Here is a 26,997-nt window from a genome sequence, read left to right as displayed (position 1 = left end):
CACCTCGGCCTCCCCCCGTACCATCCCCAGCCGGCGCTCAGCCGGCCTTCCGGCGTGACGCGGTCTTCTTCGCCGGGGTCTTCTTCGCCGTCGCGGTCTTCTTCGCGGCGCCCTTCTCAGCAGCAGCGTTTTTCTTGACGGCGCTCTTCTTCGCGGGAGCGGCCTTCTTGGCCGCGGTCTTCTTCCCCGCCGGCCCGGCCTTCCCCGCCGGCCCCGTCTTCTCCGCCGCTTCCGTCTTCTCCGCCGTCCCCTTCGTCTTCGCCGGGGCCTTCCCCCGCAGCCGGGTGACGGACGCGCCGGCCCCCTCCTCCTCGTCCCCGCCGCGCTCCTGCCGCGCTGCCCGCACGCTGTCCTCCAGGGCCGCCATCAGGTCGATGACCTTGCCGCCGCGCCGGGGGCCCTCCGAGGGCACGGCCGGCTCACCGCCCTCCAGCTTCGCGCTGACCAGCTCCTCGACCGCGTCCCGGTAGTCGTCGTGCAGCTCGCCCTGGTCCAGCTCGCCGAGGGAGTCCATCAGGGTCTCGGCGAGGGTGAGTTCGTTCTCCCGGATCTGGACGTTCTCCTTGGGCGCGAGGCCGGCCGGGGAGCGGATCTGGTCCGGCCACAGCAGCGCGTGCATCACGATCGCGTCGTCGTGCACCCGCAGCATGGCCAGCGTCTCGCGGTTGCGCAGCGCGACCTTTCCGATGGCCACCTTCTGGTGGTGCACCAGCGCGTCCCGCAGCAGGACGTACGGCTTGGCGGCGGACGGGCCGTTCGCACCGAGGTAGTACGCCTTGTCCATCTGCAGCGGGTCGATGTCGGAGGCATCGACGAACGCGAGGATGGTCAGCGTCTTGGCGGTGGGCAGCGGCAGCGAGGCCAGGTCGGCGTCGGTGAGCGGGACGATCATGTCGGAGGCGGCCTGGTACCCCTTGCCGATCTCGTCCTGGGACACCTCCTCGCCGTCCAGCTCGCACACCTTGCGGTAGCGGATGCGGCCGCCGTCCTTCTCGTGGATCTGGACGAAGGAGACCGCGGCGGCGCCGTCCGTCGCGCTGTACATCTTCACCGGGATGCTGACCAGGCCGAAGGAGATCGACCCGTTCCAGATGGATCTCATACGTGCGTCCCTTAGCGTCGCCCGTTATGTCACGATTCGTGGGACTCTCAGGGTATGCCGATCACCGAGATCGAGGGACGCCGGCTGACGGTCACCCGCCTGGACAAGGTGCTCTACCCGGCCACCGGGACCACGAAGGGCGAGGTGCTGCACTACTACGCGCAGACCGCGGGCGCGATGCTCGCGCACCTCTACGACCGCCCGGTCTCCTTCCTGCGGTACCCGGACGGCCCGGACGGCGAGACGTTCTTCACCAAGAACGTGCCCCCCGGTACGCCCGCCTGGGTGAAGACCGTCGATCTGACCCGCCGGAGCGGCAAGACCGGCCGCCAGGTGGTGCTCCAGGACACCGCGTCCCTGATGTGGGCGGCCAACCTCGTCGTCGAGCTGCACACCCCGCAGTGGCGCAAGGACGACCCGGGCGTGGCCGACCGGCTGGTGCTGGACCTGGACCCCGGCGCGCCGGCCACGATCGTCGACTGCTGCGCGGTCGCCGGGTGGCTGCGCGAACGGCTGTCGGCCGACGGCCTCCACGTGTACGCCAAGACCTCCGGCTCCAAGGGACTGCACCTGCTCGTGCCGATCGAGCCCACCCCGTCGGACGACGTCACCGCGTACGCCAAGGGCATCGCGGTGGAGGCGGAGCACGAACTGCCCGAGCAGGTGGTGCACCGGATGACCAAGGCGCTGCGGCCCGGCAAGGTGTTCATCGACTTCAGCCAGAACAGCGCGGCGAAGACCACGGCCACGCCGTACACCGTGCGCGCACGCGCCGAGCCGACCGTCTCCACGCCGGTGACCTGGGACGAGATCGACGGCTGTACGGACCCCGCCGACCTGCACTTCCTCATCGACGACATCGCGGAGCGGCGCGAGCGGTACGGCGATCTGCTCGGCCCGCTGATCAACCTCAACCGGGCGAAGCGGCTGCCGCACGCGAAGCGGTGAGGCGCGCACCGGCTGCCGACCGCCGGTTGCCGACTGCGGACTGTCGACTGCCGCGGGATCAGTCCAGCCGCGTCAGATCCGGCCGCAGCCGGTGCCAGGTCGGGTGGCGCAGCCGGCCCGCCGCCGTCCAGCCGGAGTAGCCGACCTCGGCCACCAGCCGCGGTTCCACCCAACGGGCACCCGGCACCTCGACCGGCTCCGTGAACGGCGAGGTGTCGCGCGCGAGGATCTCGAAGTACCGGGCCAGCTCCCGCCGTTCGTGGTCGGAGAGGCCGGAGCCGACCGAACCGGCGTACCGCAGCACTCCGTCCGCCTCCTCGATCCCCGCGAGCACCGACCCGGGCAGCCCGGCGATCCCGCCGCGCCCCTCGCCCCAGCCGCCGATGACGACGTCGAGGGTGCGCACATGCTTCGTCTTGCGCCAGTCGGCGGACCGGACGCCCGAGGTGTAGACGGAGCCGAGCCGCTTGGCGAGCACGCCTTCCAGACCGTTGCGCAGCGTCGTCTCCCACACCTCGGCACCCTTCCCCACGACGTGTCCGGGAGCCGACCACTCCGGCGCCGCGAGTTCCAGGCCCGCCAGCGCCGCCCTGCGCTCCTCGTACGGGGCGTCCAGCAGCGGCCGCCCGTCCAGGTACAGCACGTCGAAGAGGACGAGGTGGACGGGGTGGTCGGTCAGCAGCCGGGCGGTGCGGCGCGCGTCCGCGACGTTCATCCGGCGCTGGAGCCGCCCGAAGTCGGGCCGGCCCTCCGCGTCGAGCACGACGACCTCGCCGTCCAGAACGGCGGACCGGCCGCGCAGCGCGTCGCCGAGGGCGGTGAGCTCGGGGTAGGTCCGGCTGGCGTCGTTGCCCGCGCGGGTGACGAGCCGCACGGACCCGTCCCCCGGCACGTGCGCGAGGATGCGCACCCCGTCCCACTTCACCTCGTACGCCCAGGCCGGGTCGGCGCCGTCGGCGGGCAGCGGACCCGGCGTGGCGAGCATGGGCCTGAGCCCGGTCGTCGGAGGTGTGGCCATACCTCCGATGATCAGCGGTCGGGCCGACCCTCGCGACCGCGGCCGGGCTTCGCCGGCGGCCCACCGCCGTAGGGGTTCGCGCCGGCCCCCGACTGCCCCACCGCGTGGGTCGCTCGCGCAGTTCCCCGCGCCCCTTCAGGGGCGCGGGGAACTGCGCGAACCCCTGCGGCGGTCAGCCGCTGAGCTGTTTACGCGCCGCCTGCAAGGCTTCCGCGAGCAGGTCCGCGCCCTCCTCCGCCTCCGCGACGGTCAGCGAGAGCGGGGGTGCGATGCGCAGGGCCGCGCCGTTCAGGCCGCCCTTGCCGATGAGCAGGCCGCGTTCCCGCGCGGCCTCCGCGACGGCCGCGGCCGCCCGCGGCGACGGCTCGTCCGTGCCCGGTTCGACCAGCTCGATGCCGATCATCAGGCCGCGCCCGCGGACCTCGCGCACGATGTCCAGCCCCGCGGCCACCGCCCGCAGCCGCTCGATGAGCAGGCCGCCGACGCGCCGGGCGTTGCCCTGGAGGTCGTGTTCGAGGAGGTAGGTGAGGTTGGCGAGGCCCGCCGCCATGGTGACCGGGCTGCCGCCGAAGGTGGAGATGGAGTTGGCGTCCAGGCAGTTCATGACCTCCGCGCGGGCGACCACGCCGCCGATGGACATGCCGTTGCCGATGCCCTTGGCGAAGGTCAGCAGGTCGGGCGGGCCGCTCGTGCCGTGCGCCTGCCAGCCCCAGAAGTGCTCACCCGTACGGCCCCAGCCGGTCTGCACCTCGTCGCTGATCCAGAGGATGCCGTGCTCGGCCAGTACCTCGCGGAAGGCCGCGTACAGGCCGTCGGGCGGCGACGTGAAGCCGCCGACGCCCTGAATGGGCTCGGCGATCAGCGCGGCCACGCCGCCCGCCGTCTGCTGGAGCATGTCCTTCAGGTCCGCGACGCACGCCTCGATGTACTGGGCGTCCGTGAGGTGCGCGTACGGGCCGCGGCTGCGGACGCCACCGTGCACCCACAGCGTCTGCAGCGGCGAGAGGCTGGTCGGCGACCAACTCTGGTTACCGGTGATGCCGACGGCCGAGAAGGACCGGCCGTGGTAGCTGTTGCGCATCGCCAGGATCTGATTCGAGCGGCGGTACGTGGTCGCCAGCAGCAGCGCCGCGTCGTTGGCCTCCGTACCGGAGGTGGTGAAGAAGACCCGCGCGTCGGGGATGCCGGAGAGCGCCGCGATCCGCTCCGCCAGCTCCACCATCGGGCGGGACAGGTAGAGCGTCGAGGTGTGGATGATCCGCCCGGCCTGCTCGGCGACGGCCTTGGTGACCTCGGGCAGTGCGTGTGCGGTCATCGTGGTGAGGATGCCGCCGAAGAAGTCGAGGTAGCGGTTGCCCGCGGAGTCCCAGACGTGCCGGCCCTCGCCGTGCGTCAGCTCGATGGGACGGTCGTAGAGCAGGGTCAGCCACTCGGGCAGGACGGAGCGGTGCCGGGCGTGCAGATGGGCGGCGTCGTCGGCGTAGTGGGTCACGGCTGCACCAGCCCCTCGTACGCGTCGGGGCGGCGGTCCCGGTAGAACGCCCACTGCTGCCGGACCTCGTCGATGAGCCCGAAGTCCAGGTCGCGGACGACCAGTTCCTCCTTGCTGTCGCTGGCCACGTCGCCGACGAACTGCCCGCGCGGGTCGACGAAGTAGCTGGTGCCGTAGAAGTCGTTGTCGCCGTACTCCTCGACGCCGACGCGGTTGATCGCGGCGACGAAGTACTCGTTGGCGACCGCGGCGGCGGGCTGCTCCAGCTGCCACAGGTAGGCGGAGAGGCCCCGGGAGGTGGCGGAGGGGTTGTAGACGAGCTGGGCGCCGTTCAGACCGAGCTGCCGCCAGCCCTCGGGGAAGTGCCGGTCGTAGCAGATGTAGACGCCGACCTTGCCCACCGCGGTGTCGAACACCGGCCAGCCCTTGTTGCCCGGTTTGAAGTAGTACTTCTCCCAGAACCCCTTGACCTGCGGGATGTGGTGCTTGCGGTACGTGCCGAGGACCGTGCCGTCGGCATCGATGACGGCCGCGGTGTTGTAGTAGAAGCCGGCCTGCTCGACCTCGAAGACCGGGACGACGATGACCATGCCGGTCTCGCGGGCCAGCTCCTGCATCCGGCGGACGGTCGGGCCGTCGGGCACCGGCTCGGCCCAGCGGTAGTGCTCCGGCTCCTGGACCTGGCAGAAGTACGGGGCGTTGAAGACTTCCTGGAAGCCGATCACCTTCGCGCCCTGGGCGGCCGCCGCGCGGGCGTGCTCCTCATGCTTGGCGATCATCGACTCGGTATCACCGGTCCAGGTCGCCTGCACCAGTGCGGCACGTACAACATCGGCCATGAGCTGCTCCTTTGCCAGGGCGTCAGACAACCGGTCCATGTGTGCTCTACGCGTGTGGAGGTGACCGTAGGCCGCGATGTGCACCCTGGCAAGACCATCTCTGCCGTGCCGCGCGGCCGATTCCACGCCGCCGGGAACTGCTGTACGAAGCGGCTGTGAGCTGTGGTGCGGGCGGGTCAGTGGGCACCGGTGAGGCGGTCGGGGACGCCGGCCATCCGCAGCGCGTGGACCAGATCGCGGTAGCGGTTCGGCGCGCCCTCCTCGGCCGCCTCCAGCAGCAGCGGCAGCAGGATCTCGGGCACGTCCGTGGCGTCCGCCAGGCCCGCGGCCTCCTGCGCCGTACGGGTGCGGACCAGCGCGGCCAGCAGATCCCGCGCCCCGTCCCGGCACCCGCCGTCCAGCAGCGCCTGCGCGGCGCTCGCCACCTCGGCGACCGGCCGGGCCACGCCCTGCCGGAGCAGGCTCGCACAGTCCTTGCCCCGCCCCGCGGCGGCCAGCGCGCCGGCCGCGGCGGCGAGCGGGACCGGCGGCAGACAGGCCACCTCCCACAGGAGGGTGGGCACATCGGCGGCGAGACCGCAGCGTTCCAGCTCATCGGCGATGAACGGCAGTTCCTCGGCGGGGCGGCGGGCCGCGGCACACAGGACGGCGTGCGCCTCACCGCCCCGCCCGGCGGCCCGCAGCTCCGCGAGGTGCGTCACGGCGGTGGTCACGGCCTGCTGCGCATGGGGCAGGAGGGGCGGCGGAGGCACCTGACCGGTACCAGACCCGCGCGCCTCCCCGGCCCGCTCCTTGGCGGATTTCCGCTCCTGGCCTCTCTCCCGGTCGCCGTCCCGAGCGTTCTCCCGGTCACCGTCCCGGGCGTCGTCCCGGGCATCGGCGAAGGCCCACTCCGCCACGGCCTTCGCCGCCACCGAGTCCGCCACCGGGTCCGTCACCGAGTCCGCCGCCGGTTCCGCCACCAGCTCCGCCGGCTCGTGCGGCGCGAGGTGACCCACCACGAGCGGCGGCCCCTCCGCCCACTCATTGCCCTCGATGCGCAACTGAAGCTCCTGCACACGGGCGTGCGCACGCGCCATGTCGTCGGCGGCCCAGGCGAGTTCATAGGTCAGCGCGTCCGCCTCCGTACCGGGCTCCGCGTGCTCGAGATCGGCGCGCAGGGCGTGCTCGCGGCGGGTGGCTTCGCGCAGTTCGCCGAGCGTCGCGTCGAGGCGGTCGCGGAGCTCCGCCGGACCGGTCAGCGCGTCGTACGCGGCGACCGCCGCACCGTGCAGCTGCCGGGCACACGCCCCGGCCTCCGCCGCCGCCTGCGTGCCGCACCGCCCGGACAGGTCGTGGAGCAGCGACTCGACCACGTCCCAGGGCGGCACCTCACGCCCCTCCAGACAGGCCCGCACCCCCGCGGGGTCGCGCTGCAGGAAGACGCCGTACCAGCCCTCCGCCTCGTCCAGCGCCTCCGTCAGGCCGCGCAGGAAGTGCGCGAACTCGCCTAAGGGATCCCGCAGTTGCTCCTCTGCCATTTGCTGTCCTCTCCCCCCATGGTCACCGTGCGCTGCCGCACCGGTCCCTTGGTTGCACATCAGCAATGCACCGCCCCGTCTGTCACGGAACGACTACAGGGAGTTTTCCACCCCTGCGGGGGCGAGGGTTCCGCGATCGCGGAACAACGGCGTGATCAGCACGGAAGACAGCAAAACTTGCAAGTTTGCCTGTCGAGTTTTTACGGTGGCGCCATGCCGACCAAAGGGACAGCGCAAGAGCAGCTCGTCACGGACCTCAGCGCGGCCGTCGGCCTGCTGATGCGCCGGCTGCGCGCCGAGTCACCGAACGGCGGGCTCACGCCCACGCAGCGCGCGGTCTGTGCCCGGCTGGACAGTGACGGGCCCGCCACCACCGCGGCGCTGGCCCGGGCCGAGCTGGTGCGCCCGCAGTCGATGCGGGTGACGCTGGCCGCCCTGGAGGAGCGCGGCATCGTCGCGCGGAGCCCGCACCCCACCGACGGCCGGCAGGCCGTCCTCGCACTCACCGACGAGGGCCGGCGGGTACTGGCCGACGTCCGGCGCGCCAAGCAGAACTGGCTCACCGCGGCCATCGGCGAGCACACCACCCCCGAGGAACGGCGCGTACTGGCCGAGGCCGCCGCGCTGCTGAAACGACTGACGGAGCACTGAACCATGACCGCCACCACGCTCGACCCGAAGACCGCGCTGGTCCTGATCGACCTGCAGAAGGGCATCACCGCGCTGCCCACGGCCCACCCCGCCGCCGAGGTCGTCGCGCAGGGCACGCGGCTGGCCGCCGCGTTCCGCGCGCGGCCTGCCGGTCGTGCTGGTGAACGTCACCGGCGGCGCGCCCGGCCGCACCGAGGGCCCGGCCCCCGCCGGCAACCCGCCCGCCGACTGGGCCGAGCTGGTCCCCGAGCTCGACCGGCAGCCGTCGGACCTCCTCGTCACGAAGAAGACCTGGGGCGCCTTCCATGGCACGGCGCTGGACATGGAGCTGCGCCGCCTCGGCGTCACGCAGATCGTGCTCGGCGGCATCGCGACCAGCATCGGCGTGGAGTCCACGGCACGCAGCGCGTACGAGCACGGCTACCACGTGACGGTCGCGACGGACGCCGTGACGGACATGGACGCCGACGCACACCGCAACAGCATCGAGAAGATCTTCCCGCGACTGGGCGAGACCGACACCACCGAGGCAGTCCTCAAGCTTCTGGGCTGATCACCCGGTCGGCCTGAAGGCCGGTCTCACGCCCCCGCCCGCAGCCGCGGCCACTTCTCGTACCAGCGGAGGTCGTCCTCCAGTTGGGAGGCGAGGGAGACCAGCCGGGGCTCGCCGCCCTCGGGGCCCAGCAGTTGGGCGCCGAGCGGCAGTCCGGCCGAGCTGAAGCCCGCGGGCACGCTGACGCCCGGCCAGCCGAGCACGTTCCACGGCCAGGCGTACGGGCAGGCCGCGATCATCGCCCGGTCGGTGCGCCAGCCGTTCATCGCCGCGAGCGTGCCGATCCGCGGTGGCGGCGTGGCCGTGGTCGGGGTCAGCACGACGTCGTACCGGCCGAACACCGCGCCCACGCGCTTCTGCTGGCGTGCCTCGGCGGCCCGCGCGAGGCGCAGCGCGCGCCCGCTCAGCAGCCGGCCCAGCCGCGCGGCGTCCCGGGTCCTGCGGTCCAGCAGCGAGCGGTCCGGCACCCGTTCGGTCCACTCCCGTACGCCCGTGGTCGCGCGCGGCACGAAGGACAGGCCGATCAGCCCGTAGTCCGGCTCGGCCTCCTCGACGAAGTGGCCGAGGCGGGCGAGGGTGCGGGCGAGGTCCATGACGGCGGCGCGTACTTCGGGGTGGAGCGGGCGCGGCGTTCCGGTCCAGGCGGCCTTCCAGGACAGCGCGATGCGCAGCCGTCCCGGGTCCCGGCCGACCGCGTCGCGGACCGCGACCGGCGCCGGGCGGTGCAGATCGTGCCGGTGGCTGCCGCTGGAGACCTCCAGGAGCAGCGCCGCGTCCTCGACCGTGCGGGCCAGCGGCCCTATGCCGGTGATGCCCTGGAACGCCTCCGGCTCCGGCCAGGTGGAGATGCGGCCGCGCTGCGGCTTGATGCCGACCAGATGCGTCCAGGCCGCGGGGATGCGGACCGAGCCCGCGCCGTCCGTGCCGAGCGCGGCGGGGACGAGTCCGGCGGCGACCGCGGCGGCCGAGCCGCCCGAGGAGCCGCCCGGGGTGTGCGCCGGGCTCCAGGGATTACGGGTGTCGCCGAAGGCCGGGCCCTCGGTGAACGGCCACTGGCCCAGTTCGCAGGCGTTGGTCTTGCCGACCACGATCGCGCCGGCCGCACGCAGCCGCCGTACCACTTCGGAGTCCTCGGTTTTGGGCGGGAAGGTGCCCACGCAGCCGAACGCGGTGGGCTCGCCCGCCACATCGGTGTCGTCCTTCACCGCGACCGGCACGCCGAGCAGCGGCAGCCGCTCCCCCGCCGCGAGCCTGCGGTCGGCGGCCTCGGCCTCGGCGAGCGCCGCCTCGGTCCGCACGAGCCGGAAGGCGTTGACGGTCCCCCTGGTCTCCTCGATGCGCTCCAGCGACCGCCCGACCAGTTCGGCCGCTGTGGTGTCGCCGTCGCGCAACGCTCTGGCCTGTTCGGCCAGTCCCTCGAACCTGTCCCCCACTGCCGCCGCCTCTCGCACTGACGTTCCGTTCCGACGGAGAAGCGCAGCGTAACCATGTGCGCGAGTCGGCATCAACCGCCTCCGGGCCCCTGCGGGGCACCGGAGACGGCTGTTCCGTATACGGTCAGCGGGAGTTCGCGTGGCCCTCGGGCCGGACGACCATGGCCGAACCGCCGCCGCGGCGGACCTTCTCGGCGGCCGCGAGCCAGCGCCCGTCCTTCAGCCGCTGGACGCCGGTGGCCGCGCCGATCTCGGGGTTTTCCTTGAACGCGTGGCCGAGCGCCTCCAGTTCCTTGCGCAGCTTGCTGTCGTACAGCCCGGGCTCCAGCTCGGTCTGCGCGGCGTTGCGCTGGCTGGCGCGCGGCGCGGCGATGGCGTCGACGAGCGGCAGGCCGCGGTCGAGGTGGCCGAGAAGCGTCTGCAGAACTGTCGTGATGATGGTGGCTCCGCCGGGCGAGCCGACGGCCATGACCGGCTTGCCGTGGTCGAGGACGATGGTCGGCGACATGGAGGAACGGGGGCGCTTGGCGGGTCCCGGGAGGTTCGGGTCGGGGACGCCGGGGGCCGCCGGGGCGAAGGAGAAGTCCGTCAGCTCGTTGTTGAGGAGGAAGCCGCGGTTGGGGACGGTGATGCCGCTGCCGCCGGTCTGCTCGATGGTGAGGGTGTAGGCGACGACGTTGCCCCACTTGTCGGCGGCGGTGAGGTGGGTGGTGCTGTCGCCCTCGTACGTCGTCGGCGCCGCCTTGTCACCGGCCGCGCAGGGCTTCGGGTGACGCGGATCGCCGGGCGCGACCGGGCTCTTGAGCACCGCGTCGCCCTTGATCAGGCAGGTCCGTGAGTCGGCGAACTTCTGCGAGGTCAGTTCCTTGGTGGGCACCTGCTGCGCGGCCGGGTCGCCGACCCAGCGGCCGCGGTCCGCGAAGGCGATGCGGCTGGCCTCGATGTAGCGGTGCAGGTACTGCTTCTCGCTCAGCTTCGCTACGTCGTAGTTCTCCAGGATGTTGAGCGCCTCGGCGACGCTCGTGCCGCCGGAGGAGGACGGCGCCATGCCGTAGACGTCCAGGCCGCGGTACTTCGTCTTCGTCGGCGCCTGGTCCCTGGTCTCGTACGCGTCGAGGTCGGCCGCGGTGAGGTCGCCGGGCCGCACCTTGCGGGTGGCACCTTCCCGTACGGGCGGCTGCTCGACGGTACGGACGATGTCCTCGCCCAGCCGTCCGCGGTACAGCGCGTCCACGCCCTTCGTCGCCAACTCGTCGTAGGTACGCGCGAGATCGGGGTTGTGCATCGTGGAGCCGACGACCGGGAGCTGCCCGCCGGGCAGGAACAGCTCCGCGCTGGCGGGGAAGTCGCGGAACCGGTCGGCGTTGTCCGCGGTCTGCTTCCGGAAGGTCTCGTCGACGGTGAAGCCGTCGCGGGCGATGCGGGTGGCGGGCGCGAGGACCTGGCCGAGGGAGCGGCTGCCCCACTTGTCCAGCGCCTTGTCCCAGGTGGCGGGGGTGCCGGGGGTGCCGACACTGAGGCCGCTGGTGACGGCCTCGCTGAACGGGACCGGCTTGCCGTTCTCCAGGAAGAGGTCCTTGTCCGCGGTCAGCGGCGCGGTCTCGCGGCCGTCGATCGTCTGCACGGAGCGCTTCTTGGCGTTGTAGTAGACGAAGTAGCCGCCGCCTCCGACGCCGGCGGAGTACGGCTCGGTGACGCCCAGCGCCGCCGCGGTGGCGACCGCCGCGTCCACGGCGTTGCCGCCCTTCTTCAGCACCTCGATGCCGGCCGCCGAGGCGTCGGGGTCGACGCTGGAGACCGCGCCGCCGGAGCCCACGGCGACCGGCGACTTGGGCGGCGCTTCGGTCGCGGGAGCCGCGGGGGCCGCCGCGGGCCGGGCACTGGCCGGTACGGAGGCCAGCGAGCCGGCCAGCGCGGCCGTCACGGCCAGCACCGACAGGCGTCGGACATGCGTCATCTCTGCCATCCCTCCATCGAGTTCGCGCCAGAAGCCGGAGCCTACCTGCGGCTCTTCAGGGGCGACAGAGCGCCGAAGGGCCGCCGCCACGAGATCTTTACCCTTGCGTAACCTACCGACGGGTTACTTCCGGTAACCAATTCGTCCTACTCTCCAGTCACTTCGGTACCGGTGCCACCGGTCACTCTCCCTCGCCCCCTCCTCTCCCCCACACCGCGACCTGGAGCAGTAGATGACGCCCTCCCGTACGACGCTGCGCGCCGCGATCGGTACCGTCTCCGCGGCCGTTCTGGCCACCACCCTCACGGCCACGGCCCCCGTCGCGCAGGCGGCCCCGGCCGCCGCCACCGCCCCCGCGTCCGTGAAGTTCGTGGACATCGAGGGCGACGGCGGGATCACGCTCAAGGCGAATGTCTTTACCCCCGGCGACGCCGACGGCAGCAGGAAGTACCCGGTGATCGTGCTGCCGACCAGCTGGGGAATGCCGCAGGTCGAGTACGTCGCGCAGGCCAAGAAGCTGGCGGACTCCGGGTACATCGTCGTCGGGTACAACTCGCGCGGCTTCTGGCAGTCCGGCGGGAACATCGAGACGGCGGGTCCGCAGGACGTCGCCGACGCGCGCAAGGTCGTCGACTGGGCGCTCGCCAACACCCCGGCCGACCCGGACAAGGTCGGCATGGGCGGGGTGAGTTACGGCGCCGGGATCAGCCTGCTGGCCTCGGCGTTCGATCCCCGTATCAAGGCGGTCGCGGCGCTCAGCGGGTGGGCCGACCTGATCGACTCCATCTACAGCGGCCGCACGCAGCACGCGCAGGCCGCCGGGCTGCTGGCGGGCGCGGGCGAGCTCACCGGGCGGCCCAGCGCCGAGCTCCGGACCATCATGAAGGACTTCCTCGGGTCCAACCTGGACAAGGAGGACGAGATGATCGCGTGGGGGAAGAAGCGTTCCCCTGCCGCGTACGTCGACAGGATCAATGCCAATGGTGCGGCCATCATGCTGGGCAACGCCTGGGGCGACTCGATCTTCCCGCCGAACCAGTACGCCGACTTCTTCGAGAAGCTGAAGGGCCCCAAGCGGCTGGAGTTCCGGCCCGGCGACCACGCCACCGCCGAGGCCACGGGCCTGCTCGGGCTGCCCAACGACACCTGGACCGACACCAAGCGCTGGTTCGACCACTACCTCAAGGGCGCCGACAACGGCGTCGACCGCGAGTCCCCGGTCCTGCTCAAGTCCCGCTCCACCGGCGCGTACGAGGGGTACGCGAGCTGGAAGGACGTGCCCTCCGACGAGCGGCGCATCCCGCTGAACAGCACGCGCGAGATCGCCACGAACCGCGACTCCGGGGCGAACGGCGGCACGATCTTCCTCTCCAGCCTGCTGGACCAGTTCTTCAAGGTCCCGCCGATGGCGTCGGTACCGCTGCTGCCCCGCTCGGCCGCGGCCGTCTGGCAGTCCGAGCGGTACGAGACGCAAGCGAGGGTGCGCGGCACGGCGAAGGTGCACACCACGGTCACCAGCACCGCCGGGAGCGGCACCGCCGTCGCCTACCTCTACGACGTCGGCCCGCTCGGCACCGGGAAGCTGGTCACCCACGCGCCGTTCACCTTCCACGGCAAGCAGCCGGGCGAGCCGTTCGGCGTGGACCTGGACCTGTTCTCCACGGCGTACGACGTGCCGGCCGGGCACCGGCTCGCGGTGGTGGTGGACTCCGTCGACCCGCTCTACATCGAGCACAACCCGGACGGCGCGAAGCTCACCTTCTCCTCGCCGGCCGACGACCCGTCGTGGGTCTCGGTACCGGTACGGGACTGACCCCGGCCGGGAGGGCGCCGTCACAGCGGGGGATTCCCCGGCATCAGGTTCCCCGGCTCGGCGGCGCCCACCTCGCCCTCGACCTTCGGGTTGCGCCGCTGCCGCCGGCCGATCCAGTGGGCGAACCAGGACAGCAGCATGCACATCCCGATGTAGATCGGCGAGATGACCAGGACGACGGGGATGAACGGCAGGTCGTAGTCGAGGTTGGAGGCGATCAGCCGGCCCGCGTGCAGGAACTCCTCGTAGGTGATGAGGAAGCCGAGGGAGGTGTCCTTCAGCGCGACGACGAGCTGGCTGATGATCGTGGGCAGCATCGCGCGGACCGCCTGCGGTACCAGTACGTGCGTCATGACCTGCGTCTTGCGCATGCCCAGCGCGTACGCCGCCTCGTGCTGGCCGCGCTCGACGGCGTGCACGCCGGTGCGGAAGACCTCTGCGAGCACCGAGCCGTTGTAGAGCGTCAGGCCGACGACCAGCGCGGTCAGCGGCTCGGCCCGCAGCGCCACATAGATGAAGAAGATCATCACCAGTACGGGCATGGCGCGGAAGAACTCCACCAGGAGGGTGCACACCCAGCGGACCGGCCGGTGCCAGGAGAGCCGGCCGGCAGCCAGCACCGCGCCCAGCGCCAGGGAGAGCACCGCCGCGATCGCGAACGCCTTGAGCGTATTGCCCAGGCCCCGCAGCAGCAGCTCCTGGATGCCCTGGTACTCGAAGGGCGTCCACTTCCGGGCGCTGAACTGGCCGGTGTCGATCAGGAGATACACCGCCCAGGCGAGGACGGCGAGGATGGCAAGCGTCGCCACCACGCCGTAGAGGCGGTGCCGGCTCCGGGTTCTCGGTCCGGGGACGTCGTAGAGGGCGGTGCCGGTCATCGGGCGACTCCCCAGCGCTTCTCCAGCACGTTGAACAGCGCGCTGATGGTCAGGGTCACGATCAGGTAGCCGACGGCGATCCAGATGAAGGACCAGATGATGCTGTAGCCCAGCTCGTTGAGCGTCTTGTACGTGCCGAGCAGCTCGACGACGCTGAAGGAGCCGGCGATCGCGGAGTTCTTGGCCAGCGCGATCAGCGTGGAGCCGACGGGCGGGATGACCGTACGGAACGCCTGTGGCAGCACCACCGTGCCCAGCGTCTGCGCGAACGTCATCCCGAGGCTGCGGGCCGCCTCGCCCTGGCCCACCGGCACGGTGTTGATGCCCGAGCGCACCGCCTCGCAGATGAACGCCGAGGTGTAGCAGCCGAGCGCCAGGATCGCGAAGACATCGAAGGGCAGTACCAGGCCGAACCGCGGCAGGCCGAGCAGGACCGCGAAGAACAGCAGGGTGAGCGGGGTGTTGCGGAGCACCGTCACCCACACCGTGCCGAAGGCGCGCAGCGAGCCGACCGGTGCGACCCGGAAGCCCGCCATGATCACGCCGAGTCCGAGGGCGAGCAGCGAGGCGAAGACGGTGAGCTCGACGGTGCCGAGCAGGCCCTTGCCGTAGAGGGACCAGTTATGGGTCAGTACATCCATGGGTGTCGGGGGCTCCCTCAGCTCACCTGTAGCGGTCGATCCTGGGCGGCTTCGGCGCGGGTACTCCGGACAGCCCGAGGGTGGCGTCGTACGCCTTCTTCCAGTTGCCGTTCTTCTCGGCCGCTTCGAGCGCATCGTCCAGCGCGAAGCGCAGCGCGGGGTCCTTGAGGGGCAGGCCGACGCCGTACGGCTCCTCGGAGAAGGGCTTGCCGACGAGCTTCAGCTCGTCGGGTGCCTTGGCGGCGTAGCCGAGCAGGATCGCGTCGTCGGTGGTGACCGCGTCGACCTGGAAGGTGAGCAGGTTGTCGACGCAGACGGAGTAGGTGTCGTAGGCGACGAGCACGGCCCTGGGGTAGTCGGCCTTGATCCGCTGGTACGGGGTGGAGCCTGCGGCGGAGCAGACCCGCTTGCCCGCCAGGTCCTTGGGGCCCCTGATGTCCTGCTCGTCCTTGCGCACCAGCAGGCTCTGGCCCGCCATGTAGTACGGGCCCGCGAAGCCGACCTGCTTCTTGCGCAGGTCGTTGATGGTGTAGGTGCCGACGTAGTAGTCGATCTGGCCGTTCTGCACGGCCGTCTCGCGGTTGGCCGAGGCGATCGTCTTGTAGGTCAGCGACTTGGGGTCGAAACCGAGTGCGGCGGAGAGCATCTTGGCGATCTCGATGTCGAAGCCGCGGTACGCACCGGAGGAGGGGTCGCGTTCGCCCAGGTACGGCTGGTCCTCCTTGACGCCGACGACCAGGTGGCCGCGGCGCTTCGCCTGCTGCCAGGTGGGCGAGTCGGGGAGCTGGAAGCGGGTCTGCACCTGGTACTTGGGGAGCTCGTCGCCGCGCGGGCCCTTGGCGGGCGGGCTGCCGGGCTTGCCGCAGGCACCGGCGAGGAGGGCCAGTACGGCGAAAAGATGGGCCGCCGCGGCCCGTCGGATCTGCTTCACTGCCGGCCCCCGCTCAGTGCTTGAGGATCTTGGAGAGGAAGTCCTTGGCGCGGTCGCTCTCCGGGTGGGTGAAGAACTGCTCGGGGGTGCGGTCCTCCACGATCGCCCCGTCCGCCATGAAAACCACGCGGTTGGCGGCGGACCGGGCGAAGCCCATCTCGTGGGTGACCACGACCATCGTCATGCCCTCCTGGGCGAGCTGCCGCATGACCTCCAGCACCTCGTTGATCATCTCCGGGTCGAGCGCCGAGGTGGGCTCGTCGAAGAGGAGCGCCTTGGGTTCCATGGCCAGCGCGCGGGCGATGGCCACGCGCTGCTGCTGACCACCGGAGAGCTGGGCCGGGTACTTGTCGGCCTGTGAGGCGAGGCCGACCCGGTCCAGGAGTTCGCGGGCCCGCCGCTCGGCCGCCTCCTTCCCGCTCCTGCGGACCTTCAGCGGCGCGAGCGTGATGTTGGCCAGCACGGTCTTGTGCGCGAAGAGGTTGAAGGACTGGAAGACCATGCCGACGTCGGCGCGCAGCCGGGCCAGCTCGCGGCCCTCCTCGGGGAGCGGGTGGCCGTCCAGCGTGATGGAGCCGGAGTGGATCGGTTCGAGGCGGTTGATCGTCCGGCAGAGGGTCGACTTGCCGGAGCCGGAGGGGCCGATGACGACGACCACCTCGCCGCGGCCGACGGTGAGGTCGATGTCCTGGAGGACGTGGAGCTTCCCGTAGTACTTGTTGACCCGGCGCATTTCGATCAGCGCGTCACCGGCCATATGCAGCCCTGCTCACTCTCGTCCGGCACGTCCGTACAGCGGAGAGTTCGCAAACTACCCCAAATGCCCCCGGTTCGGCCCTCGGGGACACGCGGGGCCGCCGGTCCGGCGCGGCGAGCTCCCGGGCACTGCCGTGCCCACCCCCTAGGTACACATGGGACGCCTGCGTACCTAGCCTGTCGGGCATGGGTGAGCACCGGCCTGTCTTCCAGCGCATCGCCGACGACCTGCGGCGCCAGATCGACGAGGGCGTCCTCGCCGTCGGCGCCCGCATCCCCTCCCGCGCCGAGCTGAAGCGGGCGTACGAAGCCAGTGACCAGACCGTGGACCGCGCGGTGCGCATGCTGAAGGCGGCGGGGTACGCGGAAGGGCAGTTCGGGCGCGGGGTGTTCGTCGCGGACCGGGCGCCGCTGGGCATACTGCTGCGCTCCACGGGCGCCGTCGACTCGCCCTTCGCCGCGAGTATCACCCATGTGAATTGCCCGGAGGGCACGCCGTTGACGTGGGAGGCGACGTCCACGACCGAGCCGGCGACGGAGCCGGTGGCCCGGCGGCTGCGCATCGCGCCCGGCGACAGCGTGGTCTGTTCTCAGTACGAGTACCTCGCCGACCGCCGGCCCGTGCAGCTCGCGACGAGCTGGGAGCCGCTGGCGATCACCGAGGGCACGGACGTGGTGTTCCCGGAGCACGGCCCCTACGCGCGCCGCGGCGTGCGCGGGCGGATGGCGGCGATCGGCATCCGGGTGGTGCGCGCCGAGGAGCGGGTGAGCTCCCGGCCCGCCGCCAGCGCCGAGGCGGAGGCGCTCGGCTGCCCGCCGGGCAGCTGCGTCACGGTCGTGGAGCGCACGCACTTCGACGCGGACGGACGGGCGGTGGAGACCTCGGACATCGTCGTACGGGCCGACCGCTGGCAGCTGGCGTACGACATCGCGTTCGTGTGAGGTTTCGCGCGAGGGACCGCGCGAGGCACGCGCCCGGCCGCAGGTACGGCGCGGGCGCTCAGCTCTCCGCGACCTCCGCGTAGAGCTGGGAGAGCTCGGGCGCGCCGCTGTCCGCCCACTCCTGACCGGCCGTCACCACATCGATCTCGCGGCCCGAGGACAGCCGGACGACCGGCTCGCCACCGGGCCAGATCTTCCAGCGGGCCCCGCGCACCGTGCGCACCAGGACCGTTCCGAGGTAGAGGCCCGCGTCGTTGCCGAGCCACGGCACGATCTCCGGGTCCGACCGCCAGGCGGGCAGCAGCTGGTCCAGCGCCTCCAACGAGCCCACGGAGTCGTCCAGTTCCACTCCCGCGTTCGCGGCCTGCCCGCGCAGCAGCTCGCACTCCGACAGCAGATCGGCGATGCCCTCCGCGTCCTCGTCCCCCGGTGCCGGCGCCGCGGCGGAACGGACCACTTCCGGACGCTTGCGCCACTTGTCCAGGAAAGACATGTTCATGTAGTGCAGCGTCCCACTCCCGACCGGACGGCGGCCACAGGCGCGCGGCGCCCCGCGTCATCCGGTTGCCACAGCTCCCTTGACGCCCCCTTGCCGTCTCCTTACGTTCATGGCGCTTGTGTCTGATGGACCGGATCATGCTCATCCCCGTGGCGCACCCGCCACCGAAGGAGACGACTGATGCGCGTACGACAATGGGGCACAACCGTTCCGCTCGTTCTCGCTCTCACGGTCGCGGGCACCGCCGTCCCGGCCGTCGCCGACCAGCAAATCGCCTCGGAGCCGCAGCCGTTGGCGAGACTCTTCGACAACAAGGCGGTGAGCGACGACGCCAGATCCGGCGCGGCCGACTTCGACGGCGCCGGCAGCTCCCTGTCGGCGCAGGACCTCGCCGCGGCCGGCTGGACGCCCGGCCGGGCGCTGGACCTCGACGCGACCCGGCTGACCTGGCCGCGCACCGCGCCCGGCACGCCCGACAACGTACGGGCCAACGGCCAGGCCGTCCGGCTGGGCGGCACCGGCACCGCGCTGTCCTTCCTGGTCGCCGGGACCGGCGGGGACGCCACCGGCACCGGCACGGTCGAGTACATGGACGGCTCGCGCAGCACGTACGAGCTGACCGCGCCGGACTGGCGGACCGGCCCCCTCAGCACCAAGGCGGTGGCCCTGCCGCATCGGAACACCGCGGCCGGACAGCGCACGGAAACGGTTCGCCTGTACGCGGTGACGGTGCCGGTGCGCCCCGGCCGCCAGGTCCGCTCGGTCGTCCTCCCCAAGGACCCGGGTCCCGACCGCGACCTGCATGTCTTCGCCGCGGCGCTGCGCCGGGCCACGCCCGGCTGGACCGGCAGCTGGGCGGCCAGCAGCGCCGGGTACACCAAGGTCGGGCCGTGGCGGGACCAGACGCTGCGGCTGGTCGTGCACGCCGGGGCGGGCGGCCCGCGGGCGCGTATCCGGCTGGAGAACACCTTCGCCGCGACGCCGGTGGACATCGGCGCGGCCAGTGTCGCGGTGCAGGGGTCGGGCGCCGCGACGAAGGGCAAGCCGGTGGCGCTGACGTTCGGCGGGCGGTCCGGGACCAGCATCCCGGCCGGTGCCCAGGTCTTCAGCGATCCGGTGGACTTCACCGTCCCGGCGGACACCAATCTGCTGGTGAGCTTCCATCTGTCGGGGTCGGTGGCCGCGGCGCCGATCCACAAGGAGGCCATCCAGCGGTCGTACGTCAGCGCGACGGACAGCGGTGACCGTACGTCCGACACGGGCGGCGCGGCCTACACCGGGTCGCTGACCACCTGGCCGTTCCTGTCCGGTGTCGATGTCACCGGCGGGCCCGGCTCGATCGTGGCGCTGGGCGACTCGATCACCGACGGGGTGAAGTCGACGCAGGGCGCCAACCGGCGCTGGCCGGACACCCTGGCGCGGCGCTTCCAGAACCAGACCGCACTGCCCAAGTACGGCGTGATCAACCACGGCATCTCGGCGAACCGCATCGTCACCGACCGCTACAAGGGCGACGGAATCAGCACCGACACCGGCGGCGTGAGCGCCCAGCACCGGCTGGAGCGGGACGTGCTGGCCCAGACCTCGGCCCGTACGGTCGTGGTCTTCGAAGGCATCAACGACGTGCGCTCCGGCACCTCGGCGGCCGAGGTGATCGAGGGCCTGCGGAACATCGCGCGGCGGGCGCACGAGCGGGGCCTGCGGGTGGTGGCCGCGACGGTCGCGCCCTGCGAGGGCTATCCCGACTGCTACCCGGAGGTGGACCAGCGGCGGCAGGCCGTCAACGCCTTCATCCGGAACAGCGGCGGGACCGTGGACGCCGTACTGGACTTCGACGCGGTGATCCGCGACCCGGAGCGGCCGCAGCGGATGCTGCCGGCGTACGACAGCGGCGACCATCTGCACCCCGGCGACGAGGGGCTGAAGGCGCTCGCGGAGTCGGTGGAGCTGCGCAAGCTCGTGCCGTGACGCGGGACCGGCCGGGGCCGTGCGCCCCGGCCGGCGCGGCGCGTCACACGTCCAGGTCGACGACCACCGGCGCGTGGTCCGAGGCGCCCTTGCCCTTGCGCTGCTCGCGGTCGACGTAGGCGTCGGAGACCGCCTTGGCGAACGGCTCGTTGCCGTAGACCAGGTCGATGCGCATCCCGCGGTTCTTCGGGAAGCAGAGCTGGCGGTAGTCCCAGTACGTGAAGGGGTGGTCGTACTTCAGGGGGCGCGGCACGATGTCCGTCAGGCCCGCGCCGCGCAGGTCCGCGAGGGCGGCCCGCTCGGCGGGGGTGACATGCGTGGCGCCCTCGAAGGCGGCGGTGTCGTAGACGTCGTCGTCCGTCGGCGCGACGTTGTAATCCCCGAGGACCGCGAACGGGCGGTCGCCCGCCGCGTCGCCCGCGACCGCGGCCTTCAGCGCCTCGAACCACTGGAGCTTGTAGGCGTAGTGCGGGTGCTCGACCTCGCGGCCGTTCGGGACATACACCGACCAGACGCGGACCGGGCCGCAGGTGGCCGAGATGGCGCGCGGCTCGGCCACGCCGTCGTACGTCGGGTCACCGGGCAGGCCCTCGACCACATCCGCCAGGCCCACCTTGGACAGCACGGCCACGCCGTTCCACCGGCCCGTGGCGTGCACCGCCGCTTCGTACCCCAGCTCGCGCAGCTCGTCGAAGGGGAACTGCTCCTTGGAGCACTTGGCCTCCTGGATGCACAGCACGTCCGTGCCGGTGGTCTCCAGCCAGGCCAGCAGCCGGGGCAGGCGGGCGGTGATCGAATTGACGTTCCAGGTCGCGATGCGCATGAGTGCCAACCTACCGCCCGCCTGTGACAGTCGCCGTCCTCAGCCCAGCGCGGCCGCCTGACCAGGCGCGAGGCGGCCGTGATCGGTGCCGCCGAGCTGGCCGATCATGCGGTCGTAGATCGGCCGGGCATGCTCCTGGAGGAGGCTGTCGTGGATGTCGATGGCGTGCCGCGGCTCGACCTCGCGTACGTAGTCGATGACCTCCGCCACCTTGTTCCAGGGGGCGTGCACGGGCAGCAGGAGGGTGTCGACCGGACGGCCGGGGACGGTCAGCGCGTCGCCCGGGTGGAAAACCGTGCCGTCGACGAAGTAACCGACGTTGGTGATCCGCGGGATGTCGGGGTGGATCACGGCGTGCAGCTGCCCGTGCACCTCCACCTCGAAGCCGGCCGCGGTGAAGGTGTCGCCCTCGCCGACGGTGTGCACCCGGCCCGGGAACGCCGCCGAGATCTGCTCCGCGACCGAGCGCAGCGTCCAGATCTCGGCGGCCGGGTTGGCCTCCATGGCGGCCCGGAGCCGGTCCTCGGCGAAGTGGTCGGGGTGCTCGTGGGTGATCAGGATCGCGTCCGCGCCCACGGCCGCGTCCTGCTCGCTGAAGCCACCGGGGTCGATGACCAGCGTCCGGCCGTCCTTGGCCAGCCGGACGCAGGCGTGCGTCTTCTTGGTGAGTTCCAGTTCCATGACCCCATCCTGCCGCGCGGGGCGGCCCGGACCGGACAGGGCCCGGCCGGGGCCTGTGCTGCTCAGCCGGAGCTCACTGATCGCTGCCGGAGGACTGGGTGGAGTTGTCGGCGCACTGCTGGTTCTGCGGGGAGGCGAGGACGTTGACGTCCTGGACCGTGATCGGCACCAGGATGCCCACCAGTGATCCGACATTGACCTTCGCCGGCACCCCGAGGCACAGCTTGTTCAACGTGCCCTGGACCGCCCCGAACTGGCCGCTCAGGTGGCCGTGGGTCGTCGAGTTGCCGAACGCGGACGCCGCGCCGTTGCCGCTGAGACTGGTCGGGCCGTCGTCGAACGCGACGGCGCTGCCGGCTCCCCCGGCGATCGCCGCGGCGGCGAGACTGCAGGCGGTCATGGTGCTACGCAGGTACATGGCTCTCTCCACAGGATGACGCTGTGCCAAAGCCAGGAGTACATCCTGCGGCGCGGCGCGTGCACACCCATTCACCTGATCTGCGGCGTGCCCCGGACAAGCCTTCCATCACCTTGTCCGCCAAGCAGTCAGTCCTCCGGAGTGGTCTCCTCGCGGATGACGCGCTGGGCGATGGTGAAGGCCGCGCCGGCGGCGGGCACGCCGCCGTAGACCGCGGTGTGGATCAGCGTCTCCTTGATCTCCCCAGGGGTGAGACCGTTGCGGAGCGCGGCGCGGACGTGGACGGCCAGGTCGTCGAGGTGGCCGCTGGTGATCAGCGCGGTGAGCGTGATGACGCTGCGGGTGCGGCGGTCCAGGCCCGAACGGGTCCACACCTCGCCCCAGACGTTGCGGGTCAGAAAGTCCTGGAAGTCGCCGGTGAATTCGTCGGCGGCGGCCGCGGCGCGGTCCACGTGCGCGTCGCCCAGCACCTCGCGGCGGACCTTCATGCCCGCCTCGTAGGAGTCGGTGCCGACCATCTCCGGCTGCTCGGCGGCCGGCTCGATGGCGACGACCGGCGGCTGGGGCTGCGCCGGCTGTGCCGGCTTCGGGGTGAGGACGGGCTTGGGCGGGGTGGCGCCGAGCGCGGCCTGTCCGGCCGGCTTGTCCTGCCAGGCGGTGGAGAAGTGCCGGATGAGCAGCTCGGTGACGGCGGCGGGCTGCTCGACCGGGGCGAGGTGCGAGGTACCGGGCACCAGGGCGAGACCCGCGTCCGGTATGCCCGCGACCAGGGTGCGCGCGTCGGCGGTCGGGGTGATCAGGTCCTCGGAGCCGACGACCACGAGGGTGGGCGCGGAGATCCTGCCGAGCTCGTTGCGGATGTCGAAGGCGGCGAGCGCCTCGCAGGCGGCTATGTAGCAGCCGGGGTCGGTGGTGCGCACCATCTGTACGGCCCACTCGACGATGGCGGGCTGGGCGGCGGCGAAGCCGGGCGTGAACCACCGCTCGGGCGCGGTGCGGGCGATCGGGTCCAGGCCGTTCGTACGGATGACCACGCCGCGCTGCCGCCAGGCGTCGGCGGTGCCGAACCGGGGCGAGGCCGAGACCAGCGCGAGCGAGGTGAGGCGCCGAGGGTGGGCGAGCGCGAGCTGGGCACCGATGGCCGAGCCCATGGCGCAGCCGGCGTAGCCGAAGCGGTCGATGCCGAGGCCGTCGAGGGTGGCGATCACCCGCTCGGCGAGCTCCGCGACCGAGGCGGCGGGGTAGGCGGGGGAACCGCCGTGGCCCGGGAGGTCGAAGCGGACAACGCGCCACTGGCGGGTCAGTTCGGGGATCTGCCGGTCCCACATGTGCCAGGTGGTGCCAAGCGAGGCGCCGAGGACAAGTACGGGCGCGTCGTCGGGGCCGTCGATCCGATGCTGCAGGGTCTTCTCGCTCACCCGGCCACGCTACCCAATCAAACCGCCCACTCCTGACACCCGGGTCAGCAAACGGACACCACCCTGGCCGGAAGAGTCGGTCATGGTGGTGGATTCGGCTCATAACCGGCTGGCCGGGATCGCCCACATGTGATCCGGTCGGCATTCTTCATCAGAGTTTCGCCATCGGAAGCCGACCGTCCGCGCCAGGTCCGGCCCGGCGCGCCACATCGGAACCGCGGCAGAGCGACGGCAGAGCCGCGTGGTCAGAACCGCGTCGTGGACACGACGTACACCACGGGGTGGCCGTCCTCGGCGAAGTCGACCGTGATCCGCTGCGAGGGCCGCGGCGCCTTCTCCTTGTGGACCAGGCCCGCGTAGCCGTCCCCGACCGTGAAGTCCCACTTGACCCGCGCCGCCTGCTTCGGCGTGATCGTGGCGACGTCCTCGCGCAGGTCCTCGCGGGTGTGCCCGTAGTGCGCCAGGAACTTGTCCAGGCCGTCCTGGGACGTGCGGAACGTCACGTACAGCGAGCTGGTCCTGAAGGAGTTGGTCTCGAAGAACGCGACCGGGTACGAGTAGGACGGTATCGGCACGTCGTAGATGCGCCGCTGCACCTTGGAAGGCCAGTGCCAGGTGAGGCCCGCCATGGCGGCCCGCTCCTCCTTCTCCTGGCCGCTGTCGCGGCTCTGCGCGGCGGAGAGGGCGAGGTAGCCGGCCGGGATGGCGATCAGCAGGAAGACGACGACGGCGGTGAGCCAGCGGCGCCGGCGGCTCGGCGGGGGCGGGGGCGTGTGCGCCCCGCCGTCGCCCGCCTCGGGAACGTCGTCATACGCGTCCCGGTCGGGCTCGGAGCGGTCGTGGCGCTCGGGCTGGTCGGTCACAGGTGCCTGTTCCAGGTCGGTCATCGGCGGCCGGTCCGCTCATAGCGCTCATAGCGCTCGACGCGGCGGCGGTTGGCACGGCGGAAGCGGCGGGCCACCAGCCGGGCGAGGTCGGCGGCGCCGACCATGCCGGCCTCGGGGCCGAGCTGGGCGCGCGCGATGCGGGCCTCGGGGCGGTAGCCACGCCCGGTGAGGGTGCGCTTGAAGGCGTCCCGCGCCGGGCCGATGAGCAGGTCGTCGGCGGCGCTGACGCCACCGCCGATGACGAAGCAGGAGGGGTCCAGGGCAGCGGCGAGGTTGGCGATGCCCACGCCCAGCCACTGGCCGATCTCCGCGAGAAGCTCGACGCACATCGCGTCGCCCTCGCGGGCCAGCTCGGTGATCAGCGGCCCGGTGATGTCCGGGATGATGCCGCTGACCCGCTCGATGATGTTGTACGCGACCGGGGAGTCGGCGGCCGCCAGCTCGCGGGCCTCGCGCACCAGCGCGTTGCCGGAGCTGTACTGCTCCCAGCAGCCGCGGTTGCCGCACGGGCAGCGGTGTCCGCCGGGCACGACCTGCATGTGCCCGAACTCGCCGGCCACGCCGTACTTGCCGCGCTTGACCTGGCCGTCCTCCAGGATCGCGCCGCCGATGCCGGTACCGAGCGTGATCATCACGAGGTGGTCCTCGTTGCGCCCGGCGCCGAAGCGCCACTCCGCCCAGGCAGCGGTGTTCGCGTCGTTGTCGACCATGACGGGGACCGCGAGGCGGCCCGCGAGGCGGTCGCGCAGCGGCTCGTTCCGCCAGTTCAGGTGGGGGGCGAAGAGGACGCGGCTGCGGTCGGCGTCGACCCAGCCGGCCGCGCCGATGCCCACGGCGTGCACGTCGTGCCGGTCGGAGAGGTCCAGCACCAGTTCGGTGATGGTGTCCTCGACGACCTTGGGGCTCTTCGACTTGTCCGGCGTCTCGGTGCGGACCTTCTCCAGGATGTTCCCGTCGGCGTCCACGACGCCCGCCATGACCTTGGTACCGCCGATGTCGATGCCGACGGTGGGCACTCGGGGCGCGCTGAGGTGCGAGCGCCGCTCGCGGGTGCCGACCGTGCGCAGCACGGTGGCCCGCGCCGATCCACGGTGCACCCTGTCCCGGTACGTACTCATGCTCGGCTCGTCTCGTCCCTGTGCGGTCTCGGGAGGCCGTGGCCTCGGCTGGCGTCCGGGCGGGCACAGCCCACCCGCCGTGCGATTGTGCATCAAAGCCGCCCCGCGGCGCACCGCAACCCTCTGACCTGTGGCCTTTCTCAAAGTACGGCGATCTCGGGAACCTTTTCCGCTGCGCTCGGGCAGGGTTGAGCCGGCCGGGCACCCCGGCCGGCACAGGAAGCCCTGGTCACAAGCCTTTTTCCGGACCGTATGCCCCTGACGGCCGAACCCGACGGGCCCCGTGGAGCGCTCTGGGTTGTGATGGGAACCGTTGATGTTCCGCCCTCTGTGAGGAGAACGCTATGCGCATCCGTACCGCCGCAGCCGCGGCCATTCTGGCCACCGCCGCTCTTGCCGGCAGCGCCGGCGCCGCTGTTGCCGACTCGGGCGCCCAGGGCAGCAGCAGCCACTCGCCGGGCCTGGTGTCCGGCAACACCATCCAGGTCCCGCTCCACGTTCCGGTCAACGCCTGCGGCCTCAGCGTCGACGTGATCGGGCTGCTGAACCCCGCACACGGGCAGTGCGCCAACAAGTAACTCTGCGGTCCACACCGGTGCCGGCCTCCTTCGGGGGGCCGGCACCCTTCTGTTGACAGCCGGTCAGCGCCCGGCGGGCTCCCGGAGCGTGCCGTCCCAGCGCCACGACGTGCGGCGCGGGTGGCCGGGGAGCGCCGTGCGGCCCGTGCACCACAGGAGTACGGACCAGCGGTCGGGCGCGGTCGGGGCGTCGGGGAAGAGCCGGGCCAGCGTCCGGTCGCACAGCCCGGCGGGCGGCGTGAAGGGCAGGCCGAGGCCCTCGGCGATGTCGTGCACGTGCACCAGTGTCTCGACGATGCCCATGGCCGCGAAGCCCTCGGCGTCGGACGTGCCGAAGATGTGGAAGGCGCGCTTGTCCGGCGGCGCGGTGCGGACGACGGCCGCCAGCAGGCCGCCGGTCGCCTCCAGTACGTGCAGCAGTCCCGCGGGGCCCGCCGCACGGTCGGCGAAGACGACATTCAGCGGGCCGTCCGGCCGCTGCCGGGTCCCCGCGAACGGGATGTGCGTGCCGGCCGGCGGGCGCGCCGGGCCGAGCTGGGCGGCGTAGCCGAAGAAGTCGTCGGCGAGGTGCTCGGCGGTCTCCCAGCAGTCCCACTCCAGGGAGCCCGCCCGCACGCTCCAGTCCGCCCCTTCCGCGCCGCGCAGGGTGGTGACCGCGAGCCGCACGGCTTCCTCGACATCGGCTGCGGTGACGGGCCCGGCGGGTGTTCTCTGAAGGGAAGACATGGCGCGGAAGGTAGCAACGGCCACCCGGCCGGAGCATCCGAATTAGGAGAGTCACGATGGTGACGCACGCGCAGGAGGAACGGCGGTACGACGTCGTGGTCGTCGGCGGCGGTGCCGCCGGGCTGAGCGGGGCGCTGGCCCTGGTACGGGCACGCCGTTCGGTGCTGGTCATCGACGACGGACGGCCGCGCAACGTCATGGCGGACCGCACCCACAACTTCCTGACCCGCGACGGCATGCCGCCCGGGGAGCTGCTCGCGGCCGGCCGGGCCGAAGTGGCGGGGTACGGCGGCGAGTTCGTGCCGGACGAGGCGGTGGCGGCCGAGCCGCGGGAGGGCGGCGGCTTCCGCGTCCGCCTGGCGGCGGGCCCGCCGGTCGCGGCCCGGCGGCTGCTGGTGGCGGCCGGG

26 protein-coding genes and 1 pseudogene are annotated in these 26,997 nt (G+C 72.1%); 8 read left to right on the top strand and 19 right to left on the bottom strand.

The annotated features are described in order from the left end of the window. Positions 1-37 precede the first annotated feature (37 nt). Positions 38-1,102 (bottom strand): non-homologous end joining protein Ku, encoded by a 1,065-nt coding sequence (gene ku, locus CCS38_RS31030; protein WP_223736655.1) that lies wholly within the window; start codon positions 1,100-1,102, stop codon positions 38-40. 54 nt (positions 1,103-1,156) lie between these two features. On the opposite strand from ku, the gene ligD (CCS38_RS31025) reads away from it, so the two are divergent. Next, on the top strand, positions 1,157-2,050 hold the full coding sequence (ligD, locus tag CCS38_RS31025) for a non-homologous end-joining DNA ligase (RefSeq protein ID WP_223736654.1): 894 nt from the start codon (positions 1,157-1,159) through the stop codon (positions 2,048-2,050). A 58-nt stretch (positions 2,051-2,108) separates the two neighbouring features. Here ligD (CCS38_RS31025) and ligD (CCS38_RS31020) read toward each other — a convergent pair whose 3' ends face one another. The 4 genes from ligD (CCS38_RS31020) to CCS38_RS31005 form a co-directional block, all read right to left on the bottom strand. After that, positions 2,109-3,068 carry a non-homologous end-joining DNA ligase gene (gene ligD / locus CCS38_RS31020; protein ID WP_223736653.1) on the bottom strand — a complete coding sequence of 320 codons (960 nt, stop codon included), beginning with the start codon at positions 3,066-3,068 and terminating at the stop codon, positions 2,109-2,111. Between the two features lie 172 nt (positions 3,069-3,240). Then, positions 3,241-4,560 (bottom strand): aspartate aminotransferase family protein, encoded by a 1,320-nt coding sequence (locus CCS38_RS31015; RefSeq protein ID WP_223736652.1) that lies wholly within the window; start codon positions 4,558-4,560, stop codon positions 3,241-3,243. After that, a complete protein-coding gene (locus CCS38_RS31010) occupies positions 4,557-5,399 on the bottom strand; it encodes a nitrilase-related carbon-nitrogen hydrolase (protein ID WP_223736651.1) in 843 nt (280 codons plus the stop codon). Before CCS38_RS31010 ends, CCS38_RS31015 begins: the two co-directional genes overlap by 4 nt. Before the next feature lie 176 nt (positions 5,400-5,575). Further along, positions 5,576-6,919: a hypothetical protein gene (locus CCS38_RS31005; RefSeq protein ID WP_223736650.1), complete on the bottom strand. Its 1,344-nt coding sequence runs from the start codon at positions 6,917-6,919 to the stop codon at positions 5,576-5,578. Between the two features lie 213 nt (positions 6,920-7,132). On the opposite strand from CCS38_RS31005, the gene CCS38_RS31000 reads away from it, so the two are divergent. Then, positions 7,133-7,570 carry a MarR family winged helix-turn-helix transcriptional regulator gene (locus tag CCS38_RS31000; protein WP_223736649.1) on the top strand — a complete coding sequence of 146 codons (438 nt, stop codon included), beginning with the start codon at positions 7,133-7,135 and terminating at the stop codon, positions 7,568-7,570. Positions 7,571-7,573: 3 nt separating this feature from the next. Then, positions 7,574-8,123, top strand: a pseudogene (locus CCS38_RS30995) (isochorismatase family protein). Between the two features lie 26 nt (positions 8,124-8,149). Here CCS38_RS30995 and CCS38_RS30990 read toward each other — a convergent pair. Next, positions 8,150-9,556, bottom strand: coding sequence for an amidase (locus CCS38_RS30990; RefSeq protein WP_308050900.1), 1,407 nt, complete (start codon positions 9,554-9,556; stop codon positions 8,150-8,152). Positions 9,557-9,680: 124 nt separating this feature from the next. Next, a complete protein-coding gene (ggt, locus tag CCS38_RS30985; protein WP_223736647.1) occupies positions 9,681-11,513 on the bottom strand; it encodes a gamma-glutamyltransferase in 1,833 nt (610 codons plus the stop codon). Between the two features lie 232 nt (positions 11,514-11,745). On the opposite strand from ggt, the gene CCS38_RS30980 reads away from it, so the two are divergent. Then, positions 11,746-13,326 (top strand): CocE/NonD family hydrolase, encoded by a 1,581-nt coding sequence (locus tag CCS38_RS30980; protein ID WP_223736646.1) that lies wholly within the window; start codon positions 11,746-11,748, stop codon positions 13,324-13,326. Between the two features lie 20 nt (positions 13,327-13,346). On the opposite strand, the gene CCS38_RS30975 is transcribed toward CCS38_RS30980, so the two are convergent. Genes CCS38_RS30975 through CCS38_RS30960 form a run of 4 tightly spaced genes read right to left on the bottom strand, consistent with a single transcriptional unit; the run spans position 13,347 to position 16,533 of the window. After that, a complete protein-coding gene (locus tag CCS38_RS30975) occupies positions 13,347-14,204 on the bottom strand; it encodes an amino acid ABC transporter permease (protein ID WP_223736645.1) in 858 nt (285 codons plus the stop codon). Next, positions 14,201-14,845, bottom strand: coding sequence for an amino acid ABC transporter permease (locus CCS38_RS30970; RefSeq protein ID WP_030252720.1), 645 nt, complete (start codon positions 14,843-14,845; stop codon positions 14,201-14,203). The genes CCS38_RS30975 and CCS38_RS30970 overlap by 4 nt, the downstream gene beginning before the upstream one ends. Positions 14,846-14,867: 22 nt before the next feature. Then, on the bottom strand, positions 14,868-15,767 hold the full coding sequence (locus tag CCS38_RS30965; protein ID WP_223736657.1) for a glutamate ABC transporter substrate-binding protein: 900 nt from the start codon (positions 15,765-15,767) through the stop codon (positions 14,868-14,870). Between the two features lie 22 nt (positions 15,768-15,789). After that, entirely contained in the window at positions 15,790-16,533 is a 744-nt protein-coding gene (locus CCS38_RS30960) for an amino acid ABC transporter ATP-binding protein (protein ID WP_223736644.1), read from the bottom strand. Between the two features lie 185 nt (positions 16,534-16,718). Here CCS38_RS30960 and CCS38_RS30955 point away from each other — a divergent pair, with 185 nt between their 5' ends. Further along, entirely contained in the window at positions 16,719-17,474 is a 756-nt protein-coding gene (locus tag CCS38_RS30955; protein WP_223736643.1) for a GntR family transcriptional regulator, read from the top strand. 58 nt (positions 17,475-17,532) lie between these two features. On the opposite strand, the gene CCS38_RS30950 is transcribed toward CCS38_RS30955, so the two are convergent. Next, on the bottom strand, positions 17,533-17,973 hold the full coding sequence (locus CCS38_RS30950) for a DUF6278 family protein (RefSeq protein WP_223736642.1): 441 nt from the start codon (positions 17,971-17,973) through the stop codon (positions 17,533-17,535). 180 nt (positions 17,974-18,153) lie between these two features. Here CCS38_RS30950 and CCS38_RS30945 point away from each other — a divergent pair, with 180 nt between their 5' ends. After that, positions 18,154-19,941: an SGNH/GDSL hydrolase family protein gene (locus CCS38_RS30945; protein WP_223736641.1), complete on the top strand. Its 1,788-nt coding sequence runs from the start codon at positions 18,154-18,156 to the stop codon at positions 19,939-19,941. Positions 19,942-19,984: 43 nt separating this feature from the next. Here the strand turns inward: CCS38_RS30945 and CCS38_RS30940 are convergent, their stop codons facing one another. From CCS38_RS30940 to CCS38_RS30915, 6 genes are all read right to left on the bottom strand, one after another. Next, entirely contained in the window at positions 19,985-20,764 is a 780-nt protein-coding gene (locus CCS38_RS30940) for an exodeoxyribonuclease III (RefSeq protein ID WP_223736640.1), read from the bottom strand. A gap of 39 nt (positions 20,765-20,803) precedes the next feature. After that, positions 20,804-21,445, bottom strand: a complete 642-nt coding sequence (locus CCS38_RS30935; protein WP_223736639.1) for an MBL fold metallo-hydrolase — start codon at positions 21,443-21,445, stop codon at positions 20,804-20,806. A 73-nt stretch (positions 21,446-21,518) separates the two neighbouring features. Next, positions 21,519-21,863 (bottom strand): rodlin, encoded by a 345-nt coding sequence (locus CCS38_RS30930; protein WP_372457174.1) that lies wholly within the window; start codon positions 21,861-21,863, stop codon positions 21,519-21,521. A gap of 128 nt (positions 21,864-21,991) precedes the next feature. Beyond that, positions 21,992-23,281: a bifunctional 3-oxoadipate enol-lactonase/4-carboxymuconolactone decarboxylase PcaDC gene (gene pcaDC, locus CCS38_RS30925; protein ID WP_223736638.1), complete on the bottom strand. Its 1,290-nt coding sequence runs from the start codon at positions 23,279-23,281 to the stop codon at positions 21,992-21,994. A 245-nt stretch (positions 23,282-23,526) separates the two neighbouring features. Further along, the gene (locus tag CCS38_RS30920) at positions 23,527-24,168 is read right to left on the bottom strand and encodes a hypothetical protein (RefSeq protein WP_223736637.1); all 642 of its coding nucleotides are present in this window, start codon (positions 24,166-24,168) and stop codon (positions 23,527-23,529) included. Further along, positions 24,165-25,286: an ROK family glucokinase gene (locus tag CCS38_RS30915; RefSeq protein ID WP_223736636.1), complete on the bottom strand. Its 1,122-nt coding sequence runs from the start codon at positions 25,284-25,286 to the stop codon at positions 24,165-24,167. Before CCS38_RS30915 ends, CCS38_RS30920 begins: the two co-directional genes overlap by 4 nt. Before the next feature lie 344 nt (positions 25,287-25,630). Between CCS38_RS30915 and CCS38_RS30910 the strand changes: the two genes are divergently transcribed. Then, the gene (locus CCS38_RS30910; RefSeq protein ID WP_223736635.1) at positions 25,631-25,864 is read left to right on the top strand and encodes a chaplin; all 234 of its coding nucleotides are present in this window, start codon (positions 25,631-25,633) and stop codon (positions 25,862-25,864) included. Between the two features lie 63 nt (positions 25,865-25,927). Here CCS38_RS30910 and CCS38_RS30905 read toward each other — a convergent pair whose 3' ends face one another. Then, positions 25,928-26,590, bottom strand: coding sequence for a hypothetical protein (locus tag CCS38_RS30905; protein ID WP_223736634.1), 663 nt, complete (start codon positions 26,588-26,590; stop codon positions 25,928-25,930). Between the two features lie 56 nt (positions 26,591-26,646). Here CCS38_RS30905 and CCS38_RS30900 point away from each other — a divergent pair. Further along, the coding region (locus tag CCS38_RS30900; protein ID WP_223736633.1) for an FAD-binding protein at positions 26,647-26,997 on the top strand (351 nt) is incomplete at its 3' end.

The sequence above is a fragment of the Streptomyces purpurogeneiscleroticus genome, from assembly GCF_020024005.1.
GTDB lineage: Bacteria > Actinomycetota > Actinomycetes > Streptomycetales > Streptomycetaceae > Streptomyces > Streptomyces purpurogeneiscleroticus.
The sequence above is the reverse complement of the archived record's forward strand: the minus strand, read 5'-3'. Positions and strand labels throughout refer to the sequence as shown.